This window comes from Amycolatopsis sp. 2-15, assembly GCF_030285625.1.
GTDB lineage: Bacteria > Actinomycetota > Actinomycetes > Mycobacteriales > Pseudonocardiaceae > Amycolatopsis > Amycolatopsis carbonis.
Window position 1 is genome coordinate 2,340,180 of the sequence record NZ_CP127294.1, and the last position, 18,596, is coordinate 2,358,775.

The 18,596-nt window shown below is 71.1% G+C and carries 17 protein-coding genes and 1 pseudogene; 17 read left to right on the plus strand and 1 reads right to left on the minus strand.

All coding sequences use genetic code 11. From position 1 onward, the window contains the following. Window positions 1-113: 113 nt before the first annotated feature. The 9 genes from QRX50_RS11390 (at window position 114) to folK (ending at window position 8,652) form a co-directional block, all read left to right on the plus strand. Window positions 114-479: a hypothetical protein gene (locus QRX50_RS11390; protein WP_285971916.1), complete on the plus strand. Its 366-nt coding sequence runs from the start codon at window positions 114-116 to the stop codon at window positions 477-479. A gap of 19 nt (window positions 480-498) precedes the next feature. Further along, window positions 499-1,905 (plus strand): hypothetical protein, encoded by a 1,407-nt coding sequence (locus tag QRX50_RS11395; RefSeq protein WP_285971917.1) that lies wholly within the window; start codon window positions 499-501, stop codon window positions 1,903-1,905. Between the two features lie 134 nt (window positions 1,906-2,039). Continuing rightward, window positions 2,040-2,843: an ESX secretion-associated protein EspG gene (locus tag QRX50_RS11400; RefSeq protein WP_285971918.1), complete on the plus strand. Its 804-nt coding sequence runs from the start codon at window positions 2,040-2,042 to the stop codon at window positions 2,841-2,843. A gap of 98 nt (window positions 2,844-2,941) precedes the next feature. Then, window positions 2,942-3,766: an ESX secretion-associated protein EspG gene (locus QRX50_RS11405; protein WP_285971919.1), complete on the plus strand. Its 825-nt coding sequence runs from the start codon at window positions 2,942-2,944 to the stop codon at window positions 3,764-3,766. Between the two features lie 200 nt (window positions 3,767-3,966). Next, window positions 3,967-6,369 (plus strand): ATP-dependent zinc metalloprotease FtsH, encoded by a 2,403-nt coding sequence (gene ftsH / locus QRX50_RS11410; RefSeq protein ID WP_285971920.1) that lies wholly within the window; start codon window positions 3,967-3,969, stop codon window positions 6,367-6,369. Beyond that, window positions 6,341-6,967 (plus strand): GTP cyclohydrolase I FolE, encoded by a 627-nt coding sequence (gene folE, locus QRX50_RS11415; RefSeq protein WP_285971921.1) that lies wholly within the window; start codon window positions 6,341-6,343, stop codon window positions 6,965-6,967. The genes ftsH and folE overlap by 29 nt, the downstream gene beginning before the upstream one ends. Beyond that, on the plus strand, window positions 6,967-7,809 hold the full coding sequence (gene folP / locus QRX50_RS11420) for a dihydropteroate synthase (RefSeq protein ID WP_491700787.1): 843 nt from the start codon (window positions 6,967-6,969) through the stop codon (window positions 7,807-7,809). Before folE ends, folP begins: the two co-directional genes overlap by 1 nt. After that, a complete protein-coding gene (gene folB / locus QRX50_RS11425; protein WP_285971922.1) occupies window positions 7,802-8,161 on the plus strand; it encodes a dihydroneopterin aldolase in 360 nt (119 codons plus the stop codon). The genes folP and folB overlap by 8 nt, the downstream gene beginning before the upstream one ends. After that, window positions 8,158-8,652, plus strand: coding sequence for a 2-amino-4-hydroxy-6-hydroxymethyldihydropteridine diphosphokinase (gene folK / locus QRX50_RS11430; RefSeq protein ID WP_285971923.1), 495 nt, complete (start codon window positions 8,158-8,160; stop codon window positions 8,650-8,652). Before folB ends, folK begins: the two co-directional genes overlap by 4 nt. A gap of 93 nt (window positions 8,653-8,745) precedes the next feature. Here folK and QRX50_RS11435 read toward each other — a convergent pair whose 3' ends face one another. Further along, window positions 8,746-9,681, minus strand: coding sequence for a helix-turn-helix domain-containing protein (locus QRX50_RS11435; RefSeq protein WP_285974425.1), 936 nt, complete (start codon window positions 9,679-9,681; stop codon window positions 8,746-8,748). A 61-nt stretch (window positions 9,682-9,742) separates the two neighbouring features. Here QRX50_RS11435 and QRX50_RS11440 point away from each other — a divergent pair, with 61 nt between their 5' ends. From QRX50_RS11440 to QRX50_RS11475, 8 genes and pseudogenes are all read left to right on the plus strand, one after another. Next, window positions 9,743-10,204: a DUF3180 domain-containing protein gene (locus QRX50_RS11440; protein ID WP_285971924.1), complete on the plus strand. Its 462-nt coding sequence runs from the start codon at window positions 9,743-9,745 to the stop codon at window positions 10,202-10,204. 69 nt (window positions 10,205-10,273) lie between these two features. Then, window positions 10,274-12,022, plus strand: a complete 1,749-nt coding sequence (locus QRX50_RS11445) for a DUF6779 domain-containing protein (RefSeq protein WP_285971925.1) — start codon at window positions 10,274-10,276, stop codon at window positions 12,020-12,022. A 1,067-nt stretch (window positions 12,023-13,089) separates the two neighbouring features. After that, window positions 13,090-14,196 (plus strand): PrsW family intramembrane metalloprotease, encoded by a 1,107-nt coding sequence (locus QRX50_RS11450; RefSeq protein WP_285974426.1) that lies wholly within the window; start codon window positions 13,090-13,092, stop codon window positions 14,194-14,196. Between the two features lie 256 nt (window positions 14,197-14,452). Further along, window positions 14,453-15,355: a Rossmann-like and DUF2520 domain-containing protein gene (locus tag QRX50_RS11455; protein WP_285971926.1), complete on the plus strand. Its 903-nt coding sequence runs from the start codon at window positions 14,453-14,455 to the stop codon at window positions 15,353-15,355. Beyond that, a complete protein-coding gene (gene panC, locus QRX50_RS11460; RefSeq protein ID WP_285971927.1) occupies window positions 15,352-16,260 on the plus strand; it encodes a pantoate--beta-alanine ligase in 909 nt (302 codons plus the stop codon). Before QRX50_RS11455 ends, panC begins: the two co-directional genes overlap by 4 nt. Window positions 16,261-16,272: 12 nt before the next feature. After that, window positions 16,273-16,767, plus strand: a complete 495-nt coding sequence (panD, locus tag QRX50_RS11465) for an aspartate 1-decarboxylase (RefSeq protein WP_285971928.1) — start codon at window positions 16,273-16,275, stop codon at window positions 16,765-16,767. 60 nt (window positions 16,768-16,827) lie between these two features. Next, window positions 16,828-17,601 (plus strand): type III pantothenate kinase, encoded by a 774-nt coding sequence (locus QRX50_RS11470; protein ID WP_285971929.1) that lies wholly within the window; start codon window positions 16,828-16,830, stop codon window positions 17,599-17,601. Between the two features lie 115 nt (window positions 17,602-17,716). Beyond that, a pseudogene (locus tag QRX50_RS11475) lies at window positions 17,717-18,523 on the plus strand (IS481 family transposase); the annotation flags it as partial. Between the last annotated feature and the right edge of the window lie 73 nt (window positions 18,524-18,596).

Here is an 18,596-nt window from a genome sequence, read left to right on the forward strand (position 1 = left end):
GGGAACCTGGGGTTCGCCGATCGCGTCATAGGTGCCGACCTGGTGCGTTAACCTATGCGAAGACCTAATGCCAAGCGGGCGGGGAGCTCGCGCGGGGGAACGGAGAGAGGGCAATGGGCAACAGCAGCTTGGCCGATGCCAACGCGTTCAAGAGCGCCGCTGTCAACGGCCAGGTCGGCATCGACCCGGACGCCGCGCAGACCGCGCTCAACAAGATCCGCACGGGCAAGGACGCGGTCGAAGCCCTGCTCAACAGCGCGGGCTCACTGGCGCAGCCGCCGAAGCTCGGCGCCAACCCGGTCGGCCAGGCGATGGCCGAGAAGTTCGTCCAGCGCGCCGACGGTGGCGGCGACTCCTACTCCGCGGCGCTGCAGAACCTGCTGAGCCAGTACGAGGCAGCCGAGCAGGGCATCCTCACGGCGATGGCGCGCTACCACGAGTTCGACCAGTCCGCGGCCGACCCGTTCCGCAAGGCCTGACGAGGGGGATCACGAAGTCATGGCTGGAAACCACGACAGCAGCAGCTACGGCCAGCAACCGCCGGCGCAGAACGTGCCCGCCGGCGGGTCCGCAGTGCAGCTCGGCGACAACTCGGTCTCGCAGAACATCGTCGACTCCGCGCGTGGTCGCGCCGGCGGGTTCGAGATGGGCGGCGACCGCGCGATCGCCAACCCGCCCAACTGGAACGCGCAGGAGAGCCACCAGCTCTACAACGGCGCGACCACCGACAACGACCCCGGCACGGCCGAGGCCACTGGGCAGCACTGGACCAAGCACGGCACCGAGCTGAAGACGGCGTCGGACGACCTGTTCAACGCGGTCGCCGATCTCGGCAACGCGTGGGTCGGCGAAGGTGCCGCGGGTGCGCAGGGCGCGCTCGTGTCCATCGCCAACTCGGGCACGCAGGCCTCCGACGCCGCGCACACGATGGCCGACCGCCTCGCGAAGCAGGCCGCGGCCGCGGCCGAGGTCAAGAAGATGCCGGCGCCGCTCGACTACGACCCGAAGCAGGCCATGTCCGCGGCGCTCGCCGGTGGTCCCGCCGCGCTCGCCGCCGACCAGAAGGCCCAGGCCGACGCCGCCAACGACGTCAAGGCCCAGCAGGTCGCGTTCTTCAACGCCTACACGCAGTCGATGAAAGAGGTCGACAACACGACCCCGAGCTTCGGCCCCGACTCGCTCGGCATGAAGCCCACGCCCACGCACTTCAACGGCAACGACTTCGGCAACGTCGGCACGATCTCGGCGCCGGTCGGCGCCGGTGCCCTCGCCGCCGCCAGCTACGCCGGCGGCGGCGGGACGGGCTACACGGGCCACTCCGGCAGCAGCGCGGCCACGGGCACGTCCGGCGCGGGTGGCCCGCTGGTCACCGGCAACTCGGGCACCTACGGCACTTCCGGCTTCGACGGCGGCATGGCCGCGTCGGCCGGCGCCGGCGCGGGTGCCGCGCACGCCCCGGCACCGGCCGCGCCGGCCGTGTCCGCCGGCGGCGGTGGTGGTGGTGGCGGCGGTGCCGCTTCGGCGCTCGGCCTGAGCGCGCTGGGCGGCGGTGCCGGCTTCGCCGGCGGCAAGCTCGGCCAGGGCTCGCGCAGTGGCGCGCGCAAGAACGAGGAGAGCACGTCAGCGGCCGCCGAGCACCAGGGCGCCCAGGGTGCCGCGCCCGCGCAGCAGCAGGGCGTGGTCTCGGCCGGCGGCACGATCGGTGGCCAGACCCCGCCGGGCATGAACCCGATGGGCGGCGGCATGGGTGGTGGCATGGGCGCTCATGGCGGCCAGGGCCAGGAGGACCAGGAGCACACCCACGCGTCCTTCCTCATCGAGCCGGACCCGGACGACGCCTTCGGCGCCAACGAGGCCACGCCTCCGCCGGTGATCGGTGCCTGGTCGGACGACGACGACAACTGACGCACTTCCCGCGGGCGCGCGGCCTTTCCGGCCGCGCGCCCGTGTCTGTCCCGAACACGGCGCAGCACCACCGAAGATGTCTTGAACACAACGTCCTGAACACAAGGTGTGACACGGGTTTGGGGGTTTGGTCGATGCCGAACGCGGAGCTGCTCACCCCGCTCGAGGTGGACTTCCTGTGGGAGTCGGCCGCGCTGGGTGAGCTGCCCTATCCGCTGCGGATCCGTTCGCACGGCGCCACCGTCGACGAGCGCGATGCACTGCGCGCCCGCACGCTCGGCGGCCTCGTCCAGCGGGGTCTCGCCGACGGCCGCGGCCGGCCCGCGCCACACGTCGAGGAGTACTTCGGCATCCTCGCCGCGCCCGACACGAGCCTCGACACGGTGCAGCTGCTCGACCCCAGCGCCGAACCGCTGCTGGCCGTCGCCGGCATTGTCGGCGAGCAGGGCCTGCTGGCCGTGCAGGACCAGCGCGGCCTGCACCTGCAGCCGTGCCCGGCCGACGGCTTGGCCACCGCCATCGTCTCGCTCCTGCCGGGCGCGCCGCGCGGCACGGAGAAGTCGATCACGGTGCCGCTGGAGCAGCTCGTGGGCAGCTCCGGCGTCGACTTCATGCAGCGGCGCGGCAACCAGGTCGACGCCTCGGGCCGCGCGAGCGTGGACGAGGACCGCAAGGCACTGGCCCGCCTGCACGCCCAGCCCCGGCTGCGCGGCGGGCAGATCGGCGCCAACGCGCGCAACCGCCTCGGCGGGCGCAGCCGGTCGCCGGTGCTCAGCTGGTTCGACACCGAGACCGGCCGCTACTTCACGCAGGCCACCCGAGGTCGCGACGGCCGCGACTGGATCACCATCGCGCCGGCCGACGCCGCGACCCTGCGACACCGCCTCGGCGAGATGATGGCCGGCGCGGCGGGGCAGGAAAGCGCGGCGGCGTTCTGAGGAGCTGCTGGTAGTTCAGCACTTCAGGCCGTTCCTGCCCGGGGCACGCTCGCGCTACGCTGAGCAAGAGATCGATCCTGGAGGGTGAGCACCACCGCATGCACCAAGAGTTCTTCTCGCCGTTGGCGTTCGACTTCCTCTGGGAGTCCGCGGGGCTCGGCGAGCTGCCCTACCCGCTGCGCGTGCGCTCGCACGGCGCCACGGAAGACGAGCGCGTATCGCTGCGGCACCGGGTCGACATCGAGCTCAAGGCGCGGGGCGTCCGCGACGCACGCGGCCGCCTCGAACCGCCCGTGGACGAGTGGCTGAACCTGCTCGCCCGCGCGCCGATCTCGCTCGACGCGCTGCACATCCCCGACTTCCAGGCCCACCCCGTCGCACTGCTCGCGGCGGGCGACGGGCGAGCCGCCGGCGTGGTGGCCATCCAGGACGCCGACGGCATCTGGCTGCGGGAGACCCCGGCCGACGGTCTGGTCTCGACGATCATCGAGCTGTTGCCCGGCGGCCGCCGCGGCAGCGAGGCGTCCGTCACACTCCCGTTGGACGAGGCGTTGCACACACGCCCGATCCGCGTGCCCGTCGCGGCCGGTGGCCTCGGCGGGGCCGAAGAGAAAGGGAGGCGGGCCAAGCGCCAGTCGCTGAGCGAGCGCGCGACAGTCGACCCGCGCGAGACGTACGCGCTCATCTCCGGCCAGCCGCGGCTGCGCGGTGGTCAGCTGGCCGCGAACAGCCGTACCCAGCTCGGGGCCCGGCAGCGGTCCCGCGTGCTGGGCTGGTTCGACACCGCCACGGGCCGTTACCTCAGCCTGTCGCGGGCGGGATCCGACGGCCGCGAATGGGTGACGGTGGCGCCCGCGGACCCGATGACGCTGCGGACGCGGCTCGGTGAGATGGTGGCTTCAGTGGCCGCCGACACACGCTAGGGTGACGCGAACCGGCACGATCCGGGAACCCCAGCGCGGTATTGCCCGTTGACCTGCGTGAGGCTCACAAGGGTCGATCGTCCGGACGGGCGGTACCCTGGTGGGACTGGCCCGGGCACCACGGGTTGTCAAGATCGTGATGGCGGGTATCACAGGAGCCGCCCAACCAGGGAGGGTCGAGGCCGCAAGGGCCGAGTCGTATGAACCGGAAGAGCGTGCTCAGGAACCCACTGCTGTGGATCGTCGCAGGGTTGCTGGCGTTGTTCGCCTACAACACGATCTTCGACAGCGATCGTGGCTACACCCAGGCTCCGATCTCCGTGGCGAACCAGCAGATCGAAGCGGGTCACGTCAAGGAAGCCAGCATCGAGGACAAGGAACAGCAGGTCAAGCTGTCCTTGACCCAGAAGATCGACGTCAACGGCACCCAGACCGACCAGATCGTCGCGCAGTACCCGGCGAACGCGGCCGTGAACATCTACAACGACCTGTCTTCCGCGAAGGTCAACGGGCAGCAGCCGGTCAAGTTCGACACCAAGGTGACGCAGCAGAGCATCCTGACGCAGATCCTCATCTTCGCCATCCCGCTGGCCCTCGTCCTGGGCCTGCTCATGTGGATGATGAACAACGCGCAGGGCGGCGGCAACCGCGTCCTCAACTTCGGCAAGTCCAAGGCCAAGCAGCTGAACAAGGACATGCCGAAGACGACGTTCGGTGACGTGGCGGGCGCGGACGAAGCCGTCGAAGAGCTGTACGAGATCAAGGACTTCCTGCAGAACCCGGCGCGCTACCAGGCACTCGGAGCGAAGATCCCGAAGGGCGTGCTGCTCTACGGGCCGCCCGGTACCGGTAAGACGCTGCTCGCGCGCGCCGTCGCCGGTGAAGCGGGCGTGCCGTTCTACACGATCTCCGGTTCCGACTTCGTCGAGATGTTCGTCGGTGTGGGCGCGTCCCGCGTCCGCGACCTGTTCGAGCAGGCCAAGCAGAACGCGCCGTGCATCATCTTCGTCGACGAGATCGACGCGGTGGGCCGCCAGCGCGGTGCCGGCCTCGGTGGCGGGCACGACGAGCGCGAGCAGACGCTGAACCAGCTCCTCGTGGAGATGGACGGCTTCGACGCCCGCGGCGGCATCATCCTGATCGCGGCCACCAACCGGCCCGACATCCTCGACCCGGCGCTGCTGCGCCCGGGCCGGTTCGACCGCCAGATTCCCGTGTCGGCGCCGGACCTGCGGGGCCGCAAGGCGATCCTCGACGTGCACTCAAAGGGCAAGCCGATCGCGCAGGGCGTGGACCTCACGGGCCTGGCCAAGCGCACCGTCGGCATGTCGGGTGCGGACCTGGCCAACGTGCTCAACGAGGCCGCGCTGCTCACCGCCCGCAAGAACGGGCACGTGATCGGTGAGGTCGAGCTCGAGGAGTCCGTCGACCGCGTCGTCGGCGGTCCCGCCCGCAAGAGCCGGATCATCTCCGAGAAGGAGAAGAAGATCACGGCCTACCACGAGGGCGGGCACGCGCTCGCCGCGTGGGCGATGCCGGACATCGAGCCCGTGTACAAGCTCACGATCCTCCCGCGCGGGCGCACCGGCGGCCACGCCCTGCTCGTGCCGGAGGACGACAAGCAGCTGATGACCCGGTCGGAGATGATCGGCCGCCTGGTGTTCGCGATGGGTGGCCGCACGGCGGAGGAGCTCGTGTTCCACGAGCCCACCACCGGTGCCTCCTCCGACATCGAGCAGGCCACGAAGATCGCCCGCTCCATGGTCACCGAATACGGCATGAGCGCGCGGCTCGGCGCCGTGAAGTACGGCCAGGAGCAGGGCGACCCGTTCCTGGGCCGCTCCGCGGGCCGGCAGGCCGACTACTCGCTCGAGGTGGCGCACGAGATCGACGAGGAGGTGCGCAAGCTCATCGAGACGGCGCACACCGAGGCGTGGCACGTGCTCAACACCTACCGCGACGTACTCGACAACCTGGTGCTGGAGCTGCTCGAGAAGGAGACGCTGCAGCGCAAGGACCTCGAGCGGATCTTCGCGACTGTCGAGAAGCGCCCGCACATCACCGTCTTCAACGAGTTCGGTGAGCGCACCCCGTCGGACAAGCCGCCCATCAAGACGCCGGGCGAGCTGGCGATGGAGCGCGGCGAGCCGTGGCCCCCGCCGGAGAAGGAGAAGCCGGTCCTGCAGCCGGCGCCGACGCCCGTCGGCACCGCCGCGGGCGCGGGTGACCTCCCCGGTGGCCCGCCCTACCAGGCTCCGACGCCGCCCGACCCGAACGCCAACCCGTACGCCCCGCCGCCCAACGGCGGCCGTCCGAACGGTGGGCCGAACGGCACCGGTCGCTGGCCCCAGTCGTATGGTGGTGAGCAGCCGGGCGGTCCGGCAGGTGGCTACCACCCGGGTGGCCCGAGCGGTGCGCAGAGCGGTCCGCCCAACTACGGGGCGCCTCCGGGATGGACCCCGGCGACGTCTCCGGGCAGCCAGCCGTGGCGCCCAGCCGAAGACCGTCCGCGTGAGCAGGGCTGGTTCGCCGACGGCGCGAACGGCCAGCAGCCGGACGAGGGGCAGCAGCGGCGTGACGTGGACGGACCAGACAAGCACTAGCAACGACGGCCTCCGCCCGGTCCCGGTCTTCGACCAGGACCGGGCGGAGCGCGCTGTCCGGGAACTCCTGCTGGCCTGCGGAGAGGACCCCGACCGCGACGGCCTGCGTGACACGCCGGCCCGCGTGGCCCGCGCGTACCGCGAGATGTTCGGCGGCCTGTACACCGACCCGGACGAAGTGCTCGCGAAGACGTTCGACGAATCGCACGAGGAGCTCGTGCTCGTCACGGACATCCCGATGTATTCGAACTGTGAACACCACCTCCTCCCGTTCCACGGCGTCGCCCACGTCGGGTACATCCCCAACGCCAACGGCAAGGTCACCGGGCTGTCCAAGCTCGCCCGGCTCGTCGATCTCTACGCGAAGCGGCCGCAGGTCCAGGAACGCCTGACGTCGCAGGTCGCCGACGCGCTGAACCGCAAGCTGGAGCCACGCGGCGTGATCGTGGTGATGGAGGCCGAGCACCTCTGCATGTCGATGCGCGGAATCCGCAAGCCGGGTTCGCTGACGGTCACGTCGGCGGTGCGGGGGCTGATGCGGACCTCGGCGACGTCGCGTGCGGAGGCGATCGAGCTGATCAAGGGGCGGCGTCCGTGATCTCGGGTCTGCCGCGGCCCGGGCGGTGCGCCGTGATGGGCGTGCTGAACGTGACGCCGGATTCGTTCTCCGACGGCGGCCGCTACCTCGACCTCGACCAGGCGCTGGAGCACGCGCGCGACATGTGGGCGCGCGGTGCGGACCTCATCGACGTCGGTGGCGAGTCGACGCGGCCGGGCGCGTTGCGCGTGGACGCGGAGACCGAGGCGGCGCGGGTGCTGCCGGTGATCCGGCAGCTGGCGTCCGAAGGTGTCGCGCTGTCCGTGGACACGACGCGGGCTTCCGTCGCGGAGGCGGCCGTCGGGGCGGGGGCGCGGGTGATCAACGACGTGTCCGGCGGGCTGGCCGACGCGAACATGGGGCGCGTCGCCGCGGAGTGCCGCGTGCCGTGGGTGCTGATGCACTGGCGGGGGCACAGCAAGGACATGACCAAGCTCGCGACGTACACCGACGTCGTGGCCGAGGTGCGCAGCGAGCTTCAGTCCAGAGTGGACGACGCGCTCGCCGCCGGTGTGGACGAAAGCGCGATCGTGCTCGACCCCGGGCTCGGGTTCGCGAAGCACGCCGAGCACGACTGGGCGCTGCTGCACGGCCTGGATTCGGTGCTGTCGCTGGGTTTCCCGGTGCTCGTGGGGGCTTCGCGCAAACGGTTCCTCGGGCGGCTGCTGGCCGAAAAGGACGGTGAGCCGCGGCCGCCGGACGGGCGCGAGAACGCTACCGCGGCGATTTCCGCCCTGGCCGCCGCGGCCGGGGCGTGGGGAGTGCGCGTGCACGAGGTGGGCGCGTCGCTCGACGCGGTCGCCGTGGCGGCCGCGTGGCGGAAGGGGCGGGCCGATGGCTGATCGCATCACGTTGACGGGGCTGCGGGTGTTCGGCCGCCACGGCGTGTTCGAGCACGAGAAGCGCGACGGGCAGGAGTTCGTCGTCGACGTCACCGCGTGGCTGGACCTCGGCCCGGCCGCCGCGTCCGACGACCTGACCAAGACGCTGCACTACGGCGAGCTCGCCGAGCTGGCCGCCGGGATCGTGGCGGGTGAGCCGTACGACCTCATCGAGAGCGTCGCGGGCAAGATCGCCGACGAGGTCATGCGTGACGACCGGCTGAGCGCCGTCGAGGTCACCGTGCACAAGCCGTCGGCCCCGATCGCGCTGACGTTCGACGACGTCGCGGTCACCGTCCGGCGCGAGCGGTGAGCCGCGCCGTCCTCTCGCTCGGCTCCAACCTCGGCGACCGGCTGGCGTACCTGCGCATCGCGCTGGACATCGTCGGGCCGGCGCTGGTGGCCGTGTCGAGCGTGTACGAGACGAAGCCGTGGGGCGTCGAGGACCAGCCGGACTTCCTCAACGCCGTGTGCCTCGTCGACGACCCCGCGCGCGACCACTGGGCGTGGCTCGCCACGGCCCAGGCCGCGGAAAAGGCGGCCGGCCGCGTCCGCGAACTGCGCTGGGGCCCGCGGACCCTCGACGTGGACGTGGTGACCGTCGACGCCGTGGTTTCCGACGATCCCCGGCTGCTCCTGCCGCATCCGGGTACGCCGGACCGAGCCAGCGTGCTGATCCCGTGGCTGGAAATCGAGCCGGACGCGGTCCTGCTGGGCCGCGGGCCCGTCGCGGATCTTTTGCGGGCCCGGCCGGAAGACGACAAAGCGGGTGTCGTGCTCCGGCCGGACCTGCGGCTTCGGTGACTCGGCGCCGTTCACCCGCCGTTCACCGATTCGGCGGTAACGCACGCAGGCCTGCGCTCACTCAGGCCTGCGCTCACTCAGGCCTGCGCTCACTCAGGAACGCAGCGCCGCCAGCATGAAGCCGACCTCGGGCTGGGCGCTCGGGATCGGCGGCCAGCCGTTGATGATCGCCAGCAGCTGCCAGTAGCGCTCGGCCCGGGGGTCGCCGCCGGAGGCGAACTTGTCGGCCAGAGCGCGGCGGAACGCCGGGTCCGCGGGGTCGTCGTCCGGGCCGGCTGACGCTGCGGCGATGGTGTCGGCGAGCTCCCGGCCCTGGGGTGAGTCCGGGCCGAGACCGGCGTCGATGGCAGAGCGGGCGTCGGCGGACCAGGCGAACCAGTTGTCGCGCTGGGCCTGCGTGACCTCGGTGGATGCGCCGGCGCTGCGGTCGGCCGCGTGACTTTCGCTCATGCCGCGGATCAGGCGGCGGAACTCCGGGTCCTGCACGAGCTCGGCGAACTCGAGCCAGGCCTCCAGCTGTTCGGGCGAAGGGTCGTCCGGCAGCTCGGGCTTGGCCGAACCCATGCGTTCGTAGAACTCGGGGTCCACGTCGAGGCCCTCGGTCATCTCGGCCCAGAACTCGTCGACGAGGCGCTTGCGCTCTTCGTCGGACATCTGTGCGAGGCGGTTCATCAGCTTCACTTCCTCCAGTTCGGAATCGCGTTTCGCCACCGCCCGCAGCACGGCCCGGCGCAGCCGGAGCCTGCGGATCTGTTCGTCGAGGGCCTCGACGTGGCGCACGGCCAGGTCGCGCACCGACGCCTCGCGCTCCAGGGCGCGAGCGACGTCGGCGAGGCCGAGCCCCAGCTCACGCAGCGTCCGCACCAGCTCCAGCCGGGCGAGCGCGTGCGCGTCGTACAGCCGGTAGCCGGCGTCGGTGCGCTCCGTGGGCGGGAGCAGGCCCTCGTCGGAGTAGAAGCGGATGGTCTTGACCGGCAGTCCCGTGCGCCGGGACAGCTCGCCGATCGTGAAGACCGCGGTGGCACCCACACGACGCATGATGGAGTCTCCAGTCACTGGAGGGTCAAGGCTTCTCGGTACGGTAGACCGCATGCACTTCACCCGGCCCCGTGAGCTGGTGGTGGCCGCGGTCCTCGGCCTTGTCCTGGTCTACGTCGTCTTCCAGCTCGCCTACGGTGACCTGCCCCGACTCCCGACGCTGGCAGGAGTCACGTTCGCAGTACTCGCCGTGATCGAGGCGATCATGGCTTACACGATCAGGTCGAGAATCAAGGCCGGACGGGTGACGGCGTCGATCGGCATCGCACGCTCAGTAGCGCTCGCGAAGGCGTCCTCGTTGGCCGGATCATTCATGACAGGGGGTTGGCTGGCGGCGTTCGCGTATGCTTTTCCCCGACGTGACGAACTCGTCGCCAGTGTCTTCGACACCCGTGCCGCGGTGGTCGGCGCGGTGTGCTCCGCGATGCTCGTAGCTGCGGCTTTGTGGCTCGAGCACTCCTGCCGGACCCCTCCCCGCGACGAGCGGCAGGACAGCCGTCCGACGACCGGTTAACGACCAGATCCTGCCGCTCGAAGTACCGACTAGGTCTCGTTCGGGTCACTGGAAGGTACGGTGTCTGTCATGACCGGCGTGGGTGACGACTCGCGCGGCCGCCTTCTGGGTAGGCCGTGGCTAGTCGTCGGATTCGTCCTCGCCATCGGAGCCACTCTCGCACTGGTGCTCAGCGACGACCTCCGGTTCCTTCGGTTGGGAATCGTCGCAGCCCTTTGGGCCGCCTTGATCGGCGCCTTCCTCGCCGTGAGGTATCGCAAGCACGCGGCGCACAGCGAGGACGCGGTCGCCGAGGCGCAGGCGGTATACGAACTGGAACTGGAACGCGAGATCGCGGCTCGGCGTGAGTACGAGCTGGAGATCGAAGCCGAGACGAGGGAGGCCGCGGAGGCTAATTCGCGCGAAGAGCTCGATGCGCTGCGCGCCGAGGTGTCGGCGCTGCGCGAGAGCTTGCAGTCGCTGTTCGGCGGCGAGGTGCTGCTGGAACGCGTCGCGCTCACCGCGCAGGCCACGCGCATGCGTTCGCTCAACGACGACCAGCGGCTCGTGTCCGCCGGCTCGGAGTCGAAGAACGGCAACGGCAAGAAGCCCGCGCAGCTGATGGCGCCGAAGAACCCGGTGGTCGAGGTCGGCAACGACCGGCCCACCGAGCTGATGGACCGCGTGCTCGACACCCCCGGCACCGACCGGCGGCGCAAGCCGGCCAACGGCTCGGGGCAGCCGGGTCAGCACGGTCCCGGCCAGGGCCAGGGTCCGAACGGCAAGCCGCCCGCTTCGCTGAACACCCAGCGCACGCAGCAGCTCGCCCGGCCGAAGCAGAACCGGCCGAAACCGGCTCCGCAGCCGCAGCCGTCGTCCCAGCCCGAGCCCGAGTCGGCCGCCGCGCGGGCCGTGAAGGCCGCCGAGTTGCGCGCCGAAGCCGCGCGTCGCCAGGCCGCGGCCGAGTCGCAGCCGACGCGCACCGTCGCGCCGGTCGCGCCCGAGTCGCTCGAGGAGACGCGCCAGGTGCCGCGGGCCGAGGTTTCGCGCCCGGGTATGCGCCGGGTGGAGCCGCCCGTTTCGCGCGCTGAGGCGTCGCGGCCGGATCTGCGTCGCGTCGAGCCGCCGGTGTCGCGCGCCGAGGTGTCCCGGCCCGATCTGCCCCGCGTGAGCCGTCAGGACCCGCCGACCGGCGAGTCGACGGCCGCGTGGAAGCCGGCGTGGGACGCGTCCGCCGACTTCGGCGAGCGCCGCCGCTCCTCCGGTGACACTCCGCCGAAGCCTCGCGAGGCCACCGCTTCGCGCACCGATCTCCCGCCCGTGGCGGAGACCCCGGAGCCGTCGCAAGCCGAACCGAGCCAGCGCCAGCCTTCGCGCCTGGAGCAGTTCTCGCGCACGGACTTGTCGCCCCTGGCCGACTCCACACCCTCGACGCGACACGGCGCCCACTCGAACTCGGGTGACGAACCGGAGGAGCCGGCCAACCCGACCTTGCCGGAGTCGGTCCGCAGCACCGCCGCCAAGAGCTCTGGCGGTGGCCGCCGCCGCCGCTCCGACGACGAGCCGGCCGAAACGCCGGGCTCGCCGTCCGGCCGCCGCCGTCGCCCGGACGGCGAACCCCCCGCGTGGGAAGGCATGGTCACCGAGCGGGCTTCGCAGAGCCGCCGCAACGTGCCCCCCGTGGACGCCCCCGAGGAAACCCCCTCCCGCGGCCGCCGCTCCGCCGACCCCGCGCCGGCGAGCGGCTCCCACGCGGCCGGCCGGTCGGTCACGGAACTCCTGGCCGCCAACGGTGCCGCGGAATCCGCGCCGCGCCGTCGTCGTCGAGCAGAGGACTGAACCTCCCGGAAAGCCCCGGCCCAGCACGAACGGGCCGGGGCTTTTCGCTGTGTACAAGCCTTCTACTGGCATCGCGGGGCCTTCTCACCACTCGCCGATTGCGCGCGGCCGGCGGCTCGATCTGAATCCGGCGCTTCACCGCCAGTAGTCGCCGGGTCGCCGCGCGCTGCCGCTGCGCGAGGACGGCGGCGGCGCGGGCTGCGCAGTCTTCGGTGAGGAGACAAACTGCACCGAAACCCTTGGTCGGGCAGCGCCGCTGTGCCGGGGAGCTCCGCAACCCTTCCGGTGCCGGGGGGAGCGTAGTGCTCGGTGTGAGCCGGGTGCGTTGGTTGCTGCGGCAGAAGCCGGTGGCCGGGAGCCCGAGGGAGCTCGTGTGGCAACCGCGTGCGGTGGTCGGTTCGAGCCGGGTTCGTCGCTGCGGCAGAAGCCGGTGGCGCGCGCTGCGCAGTCTTCGGTGACGAGACGAACAGCACCGAAACCTTGGCCCGGCAGCGCCGCTGTGCCGGGGAGCTCCCCAACCGTGTCCGGAGCGGGGGAGCGCGGTGGTCGATTTGAGCCGGGATTGTCGCTGCGGCAGAAATCCGTGGGCCTGAGCCCCAGAGGCTCGTGCGGCAACCGTGACCGGCGCAGGGGAGCGCACTCGTCGGTTTAAGGCGGGTTCGTCGCTGCGCCAGAAACCCGTGGCCTGGAGCCTGAGGGGCTTGCGCAGCAACGGTGGCCGGTGCCGGGGAGCGTGGTGGTCGGTGTGAGGCGGGTGCGTTGCTGCGGCAGAAGCCGGTGGCCCGGGGTCCCGAGGGCTTGCGTGGCGATCGTGGTCGGCGCCGGGGAGCGCGGACCGAGCCGGATTCGGGGCTCGGCACCTCGCCGCCCGAAACACCCGATCGCCGGGAGATCACCGGTGCGACCCGCGCAGCCGTTGCCCTCGACAGAAAAAACCGTGGCCGCGAAGAGCCACAGCCAGCACCACACACCTCGCCCCCGTATGGTGACCGCTCGTGAACGGAACCCTCCCCACCACGAAGGGCTCAGCGGCGAGACCCGGTGCTCGCCTTCCGCGTCGGGTCACGGTGTTGTTGCCCGTGGTCGGGTTGATCGTCGTGGCGTTGTGTGGCCTGTTCCTGTTCGGGCTGGCCACGGCGCGCGTCGGTGTGGGGGCGGTGGCGATCGGGGTGCTGGCGGCGCTCGTGCCGGTCGCGGTGGTGGTCGCGGGGTTCCTGTGGGTGGACCGGTGGGAACCGGAGCCCGCGAAGCTGCTGTTGCTGGCGTTCGCGTGGGGGGCGTGCATCGCGACGATCACCGCGCTGGTCATCAACAGCGGCGCCGAGGCTGTGGGCGACATCCTGCTCGGCAGTGGCAACGGCTCGAAAGTCAGCGCGCTCGTTTCCGCTCCGCTGGTGGAAGAAGCGGCGAAGGACGCCTTCGTGCTGCTCATCTTCTGGCGCCGCAGCGCGGAGTTCGACGGAGTGGTCGACGGGATCGTCTACGCGGGCTTCTCGGCGGCCGGCTTCGCGTTCACCGAGAACATCTATTACTTCGGCCGCGCGTTCGCCGAGTACGGCTTCGGCAACGGCGCCAACGCGGGTGTGCTTGCCGCGTTTTTCCTGCGTGGGGTGCTGTCGCCGTTCACGCATCCGTTGTTCGCCGTGATGGCGGGCATCGGATTCGGGGTGGCGGCGCGCACGCGGCAGCGGTGGCTGCGGGTCGTCGCGCCACTCGCCGGGTACCTGGCGGGAGTGTGCCTCCACGCGCTGTGGAACAGCGCGGCCACGCTCGGCGGCTCGAAGGCGTTCCTCACCGTGTACTTCCTGATCATGGTGCCGCTGTTCATCGGCGTGGTCTACGTGATCGTGCTGCAACGGCGGCGCGAACAACGCATCGTGGCGGCCGCGTTGCCGAAGATGGTGGCCGACCGGTGGATCGCGAAGTCGGAGGTCAGCCTGCTGGCGAGTCTCTCGGGGCGCCGCGCGTGGCGCAGACAGGCCAGACGCGAGTCCGGCAGAGCGGCGGCGCGGGCGGTCGGACTGTACCAGGCGAGCGTTTCGGAGCTCGCGTTCCTGGGGCGCAACCGCATCCGCAGCGAAGAGGACCAGCGGCGCCAGGATGAGCTGCTGCGCACCCTCAAAACGGCGCGCGCCGACGCCGTGCGCCTCGCCACCACGGCCGAGCCGCGATGATCGTCATCCCCCCGGCGGGGTAGCTCGATCGAGCCGAAAACCCATGCTCAGCGGGGGTGCGGCGGCCCTCCGCCGCGCAGGTCCCCGAGGCGCGATTAAATTACTTCCGCGATTGAACGACCGGGTGAAGCTCGTCACCAGAGCTCCGCGATCCGGACGCGACGGGGCTACTCTCGCGCCGTCGTCTGGTACCCGGAACAGCGGGACTGGAACGAGCCAAGGAGTTTCGAGCCATGAGCGTCCACAGGCGCACGCCATGAACCGACCGGCCCGCCTCGCGGTGGGCGTGGTCTCGGCCGGGAGGGTGGGCAGCGTCCTGGGCGCGGCGCTGGCCAGGGCGGGGCACACGGTGGTTGCCGCCTCCGGCCTGTCGGCCGAGTCGCTGGCGCGGGCCGAACGCCTGTTGCCCGACGTTCCCCTGCTGCCGCCCGACGAGGTCGTCCGCCGCGCCGACCTGGTGCTGCTCGCGCTGCCCGACGACGCCCTCGAAGGCATGGTCCGTGGGCTCGTGGCGACAGAGTCGCTGCGACCGGGCCAGATCGTCGTCCACACCTCCGGCGCCCACGGCGTCGACGTCCTGAAGCCCGCCGCGCAGGCCGGCGCGCTGGCGCTCGCGCTGCACCCCGTGCTCACGTTCACGGGCCGCGCCGAAGACCTCGAACGCCTCAGCACCGCCAGCATCGGCGTCACCGCGGCACCCGACGACGAGGTGGCCTGGAACGTCGGCGAGGCGCTGGCCGTGGAGATGGGCGCCGAGCCGGTGCGCATCCCCGAGGCCGCCCGCGCGCTCTACCACGCGGCGCTCTCGCACGGCGCCAACCACCTGATGACGCTCGTCGCCGACTGCACGGAGCTCCTCCGCGAAGCCGGAATCGGGCATTCGGAACGACTCGTCGCACCACTGCTGTCGGCCGCACTGGATAATGTGCTGCGCTACGGCGACCGCGCCCTCACCGGCCCGGTGGCGCGTGGTGATCTCGGCACCGTCCGCAAGCACCTCACCGTGCTCTCGGACACGGAGCCGGCGATCGCCCCGGCCTACCGGGCACTGGCCCGGCGCACGGCCGAGCGGTCCCGCGCCGCCGGCCTGCTCGACGCGGCGACCGCCGCCGAGCTGACCGACCTCCTCGACGACCCCGCCGAAGGGCAGACCCCGTGACCACACCGAAGTTCAAGCGCGCCACGCTCAACGCCTACCAGCCGCCCGAACACATCAGCCAGGTGAGCCGCGCGCTGCGCAGCGCCGGCCACAAGGTGGCACTCGTGCCCACGATGGGCGCGTTGCACGCCGGCCACCGCGAGCTGATGCGCCGCGCGAAGCGCCTGCCGAACACGATCGTGGCCGCGTCGATCTTCGTGAACCCGCTGCAGTTCGGCGCGGGCGAGGACTTCGAGGCGTACCCGCGGCGCATGGAGGAGGACCTCGCGACGCTGGGCGAAGCCGGTGTCGAGCTGGCCTTCACCCCGAAGGCGAGTGACCTGTACACCGACAACGCGATGGTCACCGTGCATCCCGGCCCGCTCGGCGACGAGCTGGAGGGCGCCGCGCGGCCCGGGCACTTCACCGGGGTGCTCACCGTCGTCGCGAAGCTGTTCAACCTGCTGCGCCCGGACTACGCGTTCTTCGGGGAGAAGGACTACCAGCAGCTGGTGCTGATCAAGAAGATGGTGGCCGACCTGAACATCGACACCCGCGTGATCGGGGTGCCGACGGTCCGCGAGCGCGACGGGCTCGCTCTGTCTTCCCGCAACGTGTACCTGACGCCGGAGCAGCGGGAGGACGCCGTGGTGCTTTCCGCGGCGCTGACCGCGGGGGCGCACGTCGGCCGCGACGGGGCCGAAGCGGTGCTGGAGATGGCTCGCCGGACGCTCGCCGAGCGTCCGCAGGTGGAGGTGGACTACCTGGAGCTGAGGGGAACCGATCTCGGGTCGGCGCCCGTCGACGGTGAGGCACGGCTGTTGATCGCCGCCCGGGTGGGGAGCACCCGGCTGATCGACAACGTGGGAGTGCTGCTCGGAAGGGCTGTGGACCATCCGAGCGTGGATTTGGACGCAGGGGAATAGGGAGAGTCCACGATGTACCGCACGATGCTGAAGTCGAAGATCCACCGGGCCACGGTGACGCAGGCGGATCTGCACTACGTGGGGTCGGTGACCGTCGACGAGGACCTGATGGAGGCCGCCGACCTCCTGCCGGGCGAGCAGGTGTCCATTGTGGACGTCACGAACGGCGCCCGGCTCGAGACCTACGTGATCAAGGGCCAGCGCGGCAGCGGCGTGCTCGGCATCAACGGCGCCGCGGCGCACCTGGTGCACCCCGGTGACCTCGTCATCCTCATCTCCTACGGCCAGATGGACAGCGTGGAGGCGCTGAACTACGAGCCGCGGGTGATCTTCGTCGACGAGGACAACCAGATCGTCGAACGCGGGACCGACCCGGCTCACGCGCCGGAGGGGTCGGGCCTGCTGAGCGGCACCGTCACGCTGCCCGAGGAGGACACGATCGCCTTCCCGGTGGCCGAAACCGCCGACGCGCGCCGCCTCGACGCCTTGCTGCACGCGGAAAGCTAAGCCATCACTGTGATCCACCGAGCCGGCGGCGAAACCGGGCCGCAGTAAAGGAAGTCCGCGTTGCTGCTCACCGTCGACGTCGGCAACACCAACATCGTCCTCGGGCTGTACGAGGGGCAGCGGCTCGTCGGCGACTGGCGCATGCGCACCGACGCGCGCATGACCGCCGACGAGCTCGCGCTCACCATGCGCGGGCTGCTCGGCCCGCACGCCGACGCGATCACCGGCATCAGCGCACTGTCCACAGTGCCCGCTGTGCTGCGCGAACTGCGGGTGATGTTGAGCCGGTACTACCCGCGGCTGCCGAAGATCGTGGTGGAACCCGGTGTGCGCACGGGTGTGCCGCTGCTCGTGGACAACCCCAAGGAGGTGGGCGCCGACCGGCTCGTGAACACCCTCGCCGCCCACCACCTGCACGCCACCGCGTGCGTGGTGGTCGACTTCGGCACGTCCACGAACGTCGACGCCATCTCCGCCAAGGGCGAGTTCCTCGGCGGCGCGTTCGCCCCCGGCATCGACATCTCCGTGGACGCGCTCGCCGCCCGCGCCGCCGCGTTGCGCAAGGTGGAGCTCGTGCCGCCGCGGTCGGTCATCGGCAAGAACACCGTGGAATGCCTGCAGTCCGGCATCCTCTACGGCTTCGCGGGCCAGGTCGACGGCCTCGTCAAACGCATCGTGCGCGAACTGCGCAGCGACGAAACCGAGCCGGTCGCGGTGATCGCGACCGGCGGCCTCGCGCCGTTGGTGATCGGCGAATCGGAGACGATCAAGGAGCACGTGCCCGATCTGACTTTGCTGGGCTTGCGCTTGGTTTACGAGCGAAACGTGCGCTAGATGTTGCGGGTCATGACGTTGGTGTCGGCTGGCAGGGCCTGAGACAGGGGACGGGTCTTTCGGCGGCAGGATGAGAAGTGCGACCCACTCGTCCGTCGAGCAGAAAGACCCGTCCATGCACCACCGTAATGCCCCGCTGTCGCTCGAGGGCCGTCGCCGGCTCGTGCAGCGGTGCCAGACCCGTCCGATCGCCCATGTCGCCGCCGAGATGGGCATCTCGCGGCAATGCGCATCCAAGTGGGTCAACCGCTGGCGCCGCTACGGCGAAGCCGGCCTGCTCGACCGGTCCAGCGTCCCGCACCACCAGCCCACCACCACTCCCGCGCAGGTGGTGGCCCGGATCGAGCAGCTACGCCGACAGCGGAAATACTCCGCCCGCCGGATCGCCACCGAACTGGCCGCCGAGGGCATCACCATCTCCGTCCGCACCATCGGCCGCCACCTGCTGCAGCTGGGCCTGAACCGGCGCCGCTTCCTCGACCCCACCGGGGCGACCAACCGGGCACCGCGGCGGATCATCGCGCGCTGGCCCGGGCACATGGTCCACCTCGATGTGAAGAAGACCGGCCAGATCCCCGACGGCGGTGGCTGGCGGATCCACGGCAAAGGCAGCGACCAGGACAAACACGCCCGCCGCGGCAAGACCCGCGGCGGCCGGGCCCGCTACACCTACCTGCACTCCGCCATCGACGGCTACTCCCGCCTGGCCTACACCGAAGCCCTGCCCGACGAGAAAGCCCAGACCGCGATCAGGTTCGTCCACCGCGCCCGCGCGTTCTTCGCCGCCCACGGCATCACCCACATCCACCGCCTCGTCACCGACAACGGCGCCTGCTACCGCGCCAACGACTTCGCCACCGTCCTACACGGAGCCCGCCACCAGCGAATCACGCCCTACACCCCACGCCACAACGGCAAAGTCTGTGAAGACTGGGGCTTGGTGCTGCGCCGGGCTGGTTTGACCCCGGCCAAGGTATGACCCGAGGCGCGACCTT

What these genes read in the sequence shown, in the direction of transcription:
- QRX50_RS11440 (WP_285971924.1), top strand. Translation starts at nt 9,743, where the DNA reads ATGCACTTCACCCGGCCCCGTGAGCTGGTGGTGGCCGCGGTCCTCGGC.
- panD (WP_285971928.1), top strand. Translation starts at nt 16,273, where the DNA reads ATGTACCGCACGATGCTGAAGTCGAAGATCCACCGGGCCACGGTGACG.
- ftsH (WP_285971920.1), top strand. Translation starts at nt 3,967, where the DNA reads ATGAACCGGAAGAGCGTGCTCAGGAACCCACTGCTGTGGATCGTCGCA.
- folB (WP_285971922.1), top strand. Translation starts at nt 7,802, where the DNA reads ATGGCTGATCGCATCACGTTGACGGGGCTGCGGGTGTTCGGCCGCCAC.
- QRX50_RS11400 (WP_285971918.1), top strand. Translation starts at nt 2,040, where the DNA reads ATGCCGAACGCGGAGCTGCTCACCCCGCTCGAGGTGGACTTCCTGTGG.
- QRX50_RS11390 (WP_285971916.1), top strand. Translation starts at nt 114, where the DNA reads ATGGGCAACAGCAGCTTGGCCGATGCCAACGCGTTCAAGAGCGCCGCT.
- QRX50_RS11445 (WP_285971925.1), top strand. Translation starts at nt 10,274, where the DNA reads ATGACCGGCGTGGGTGACGACTCGCGCGGCCGCCTTCTGGGTAGGCCG.
- QRX50_RS11405 (WP_285971919.1), top strand. Translation starts at nt 2,942, where the DNA reads ATGCACCAAGAGTTCTTCTCGCCGTTGGCGTTCGACTTCCTCTGGGAG.
- QRX50_RS11395 (WP_285971917.1), top strand. Translation starts at nt 499, where the DNA reads ATGGCTGGAAACCACGACAGCAGCAGCTACGGCCAGCAACCGCCGGCG.
- QRX50_RS11455 (WP_285971926.1), top strand. Translation starts at nt 14,453, where the DNA reads ATGAACCGACCGGCCCGCCTCGCGGTGGGCGTGGTCTCGGCCGGGAGG.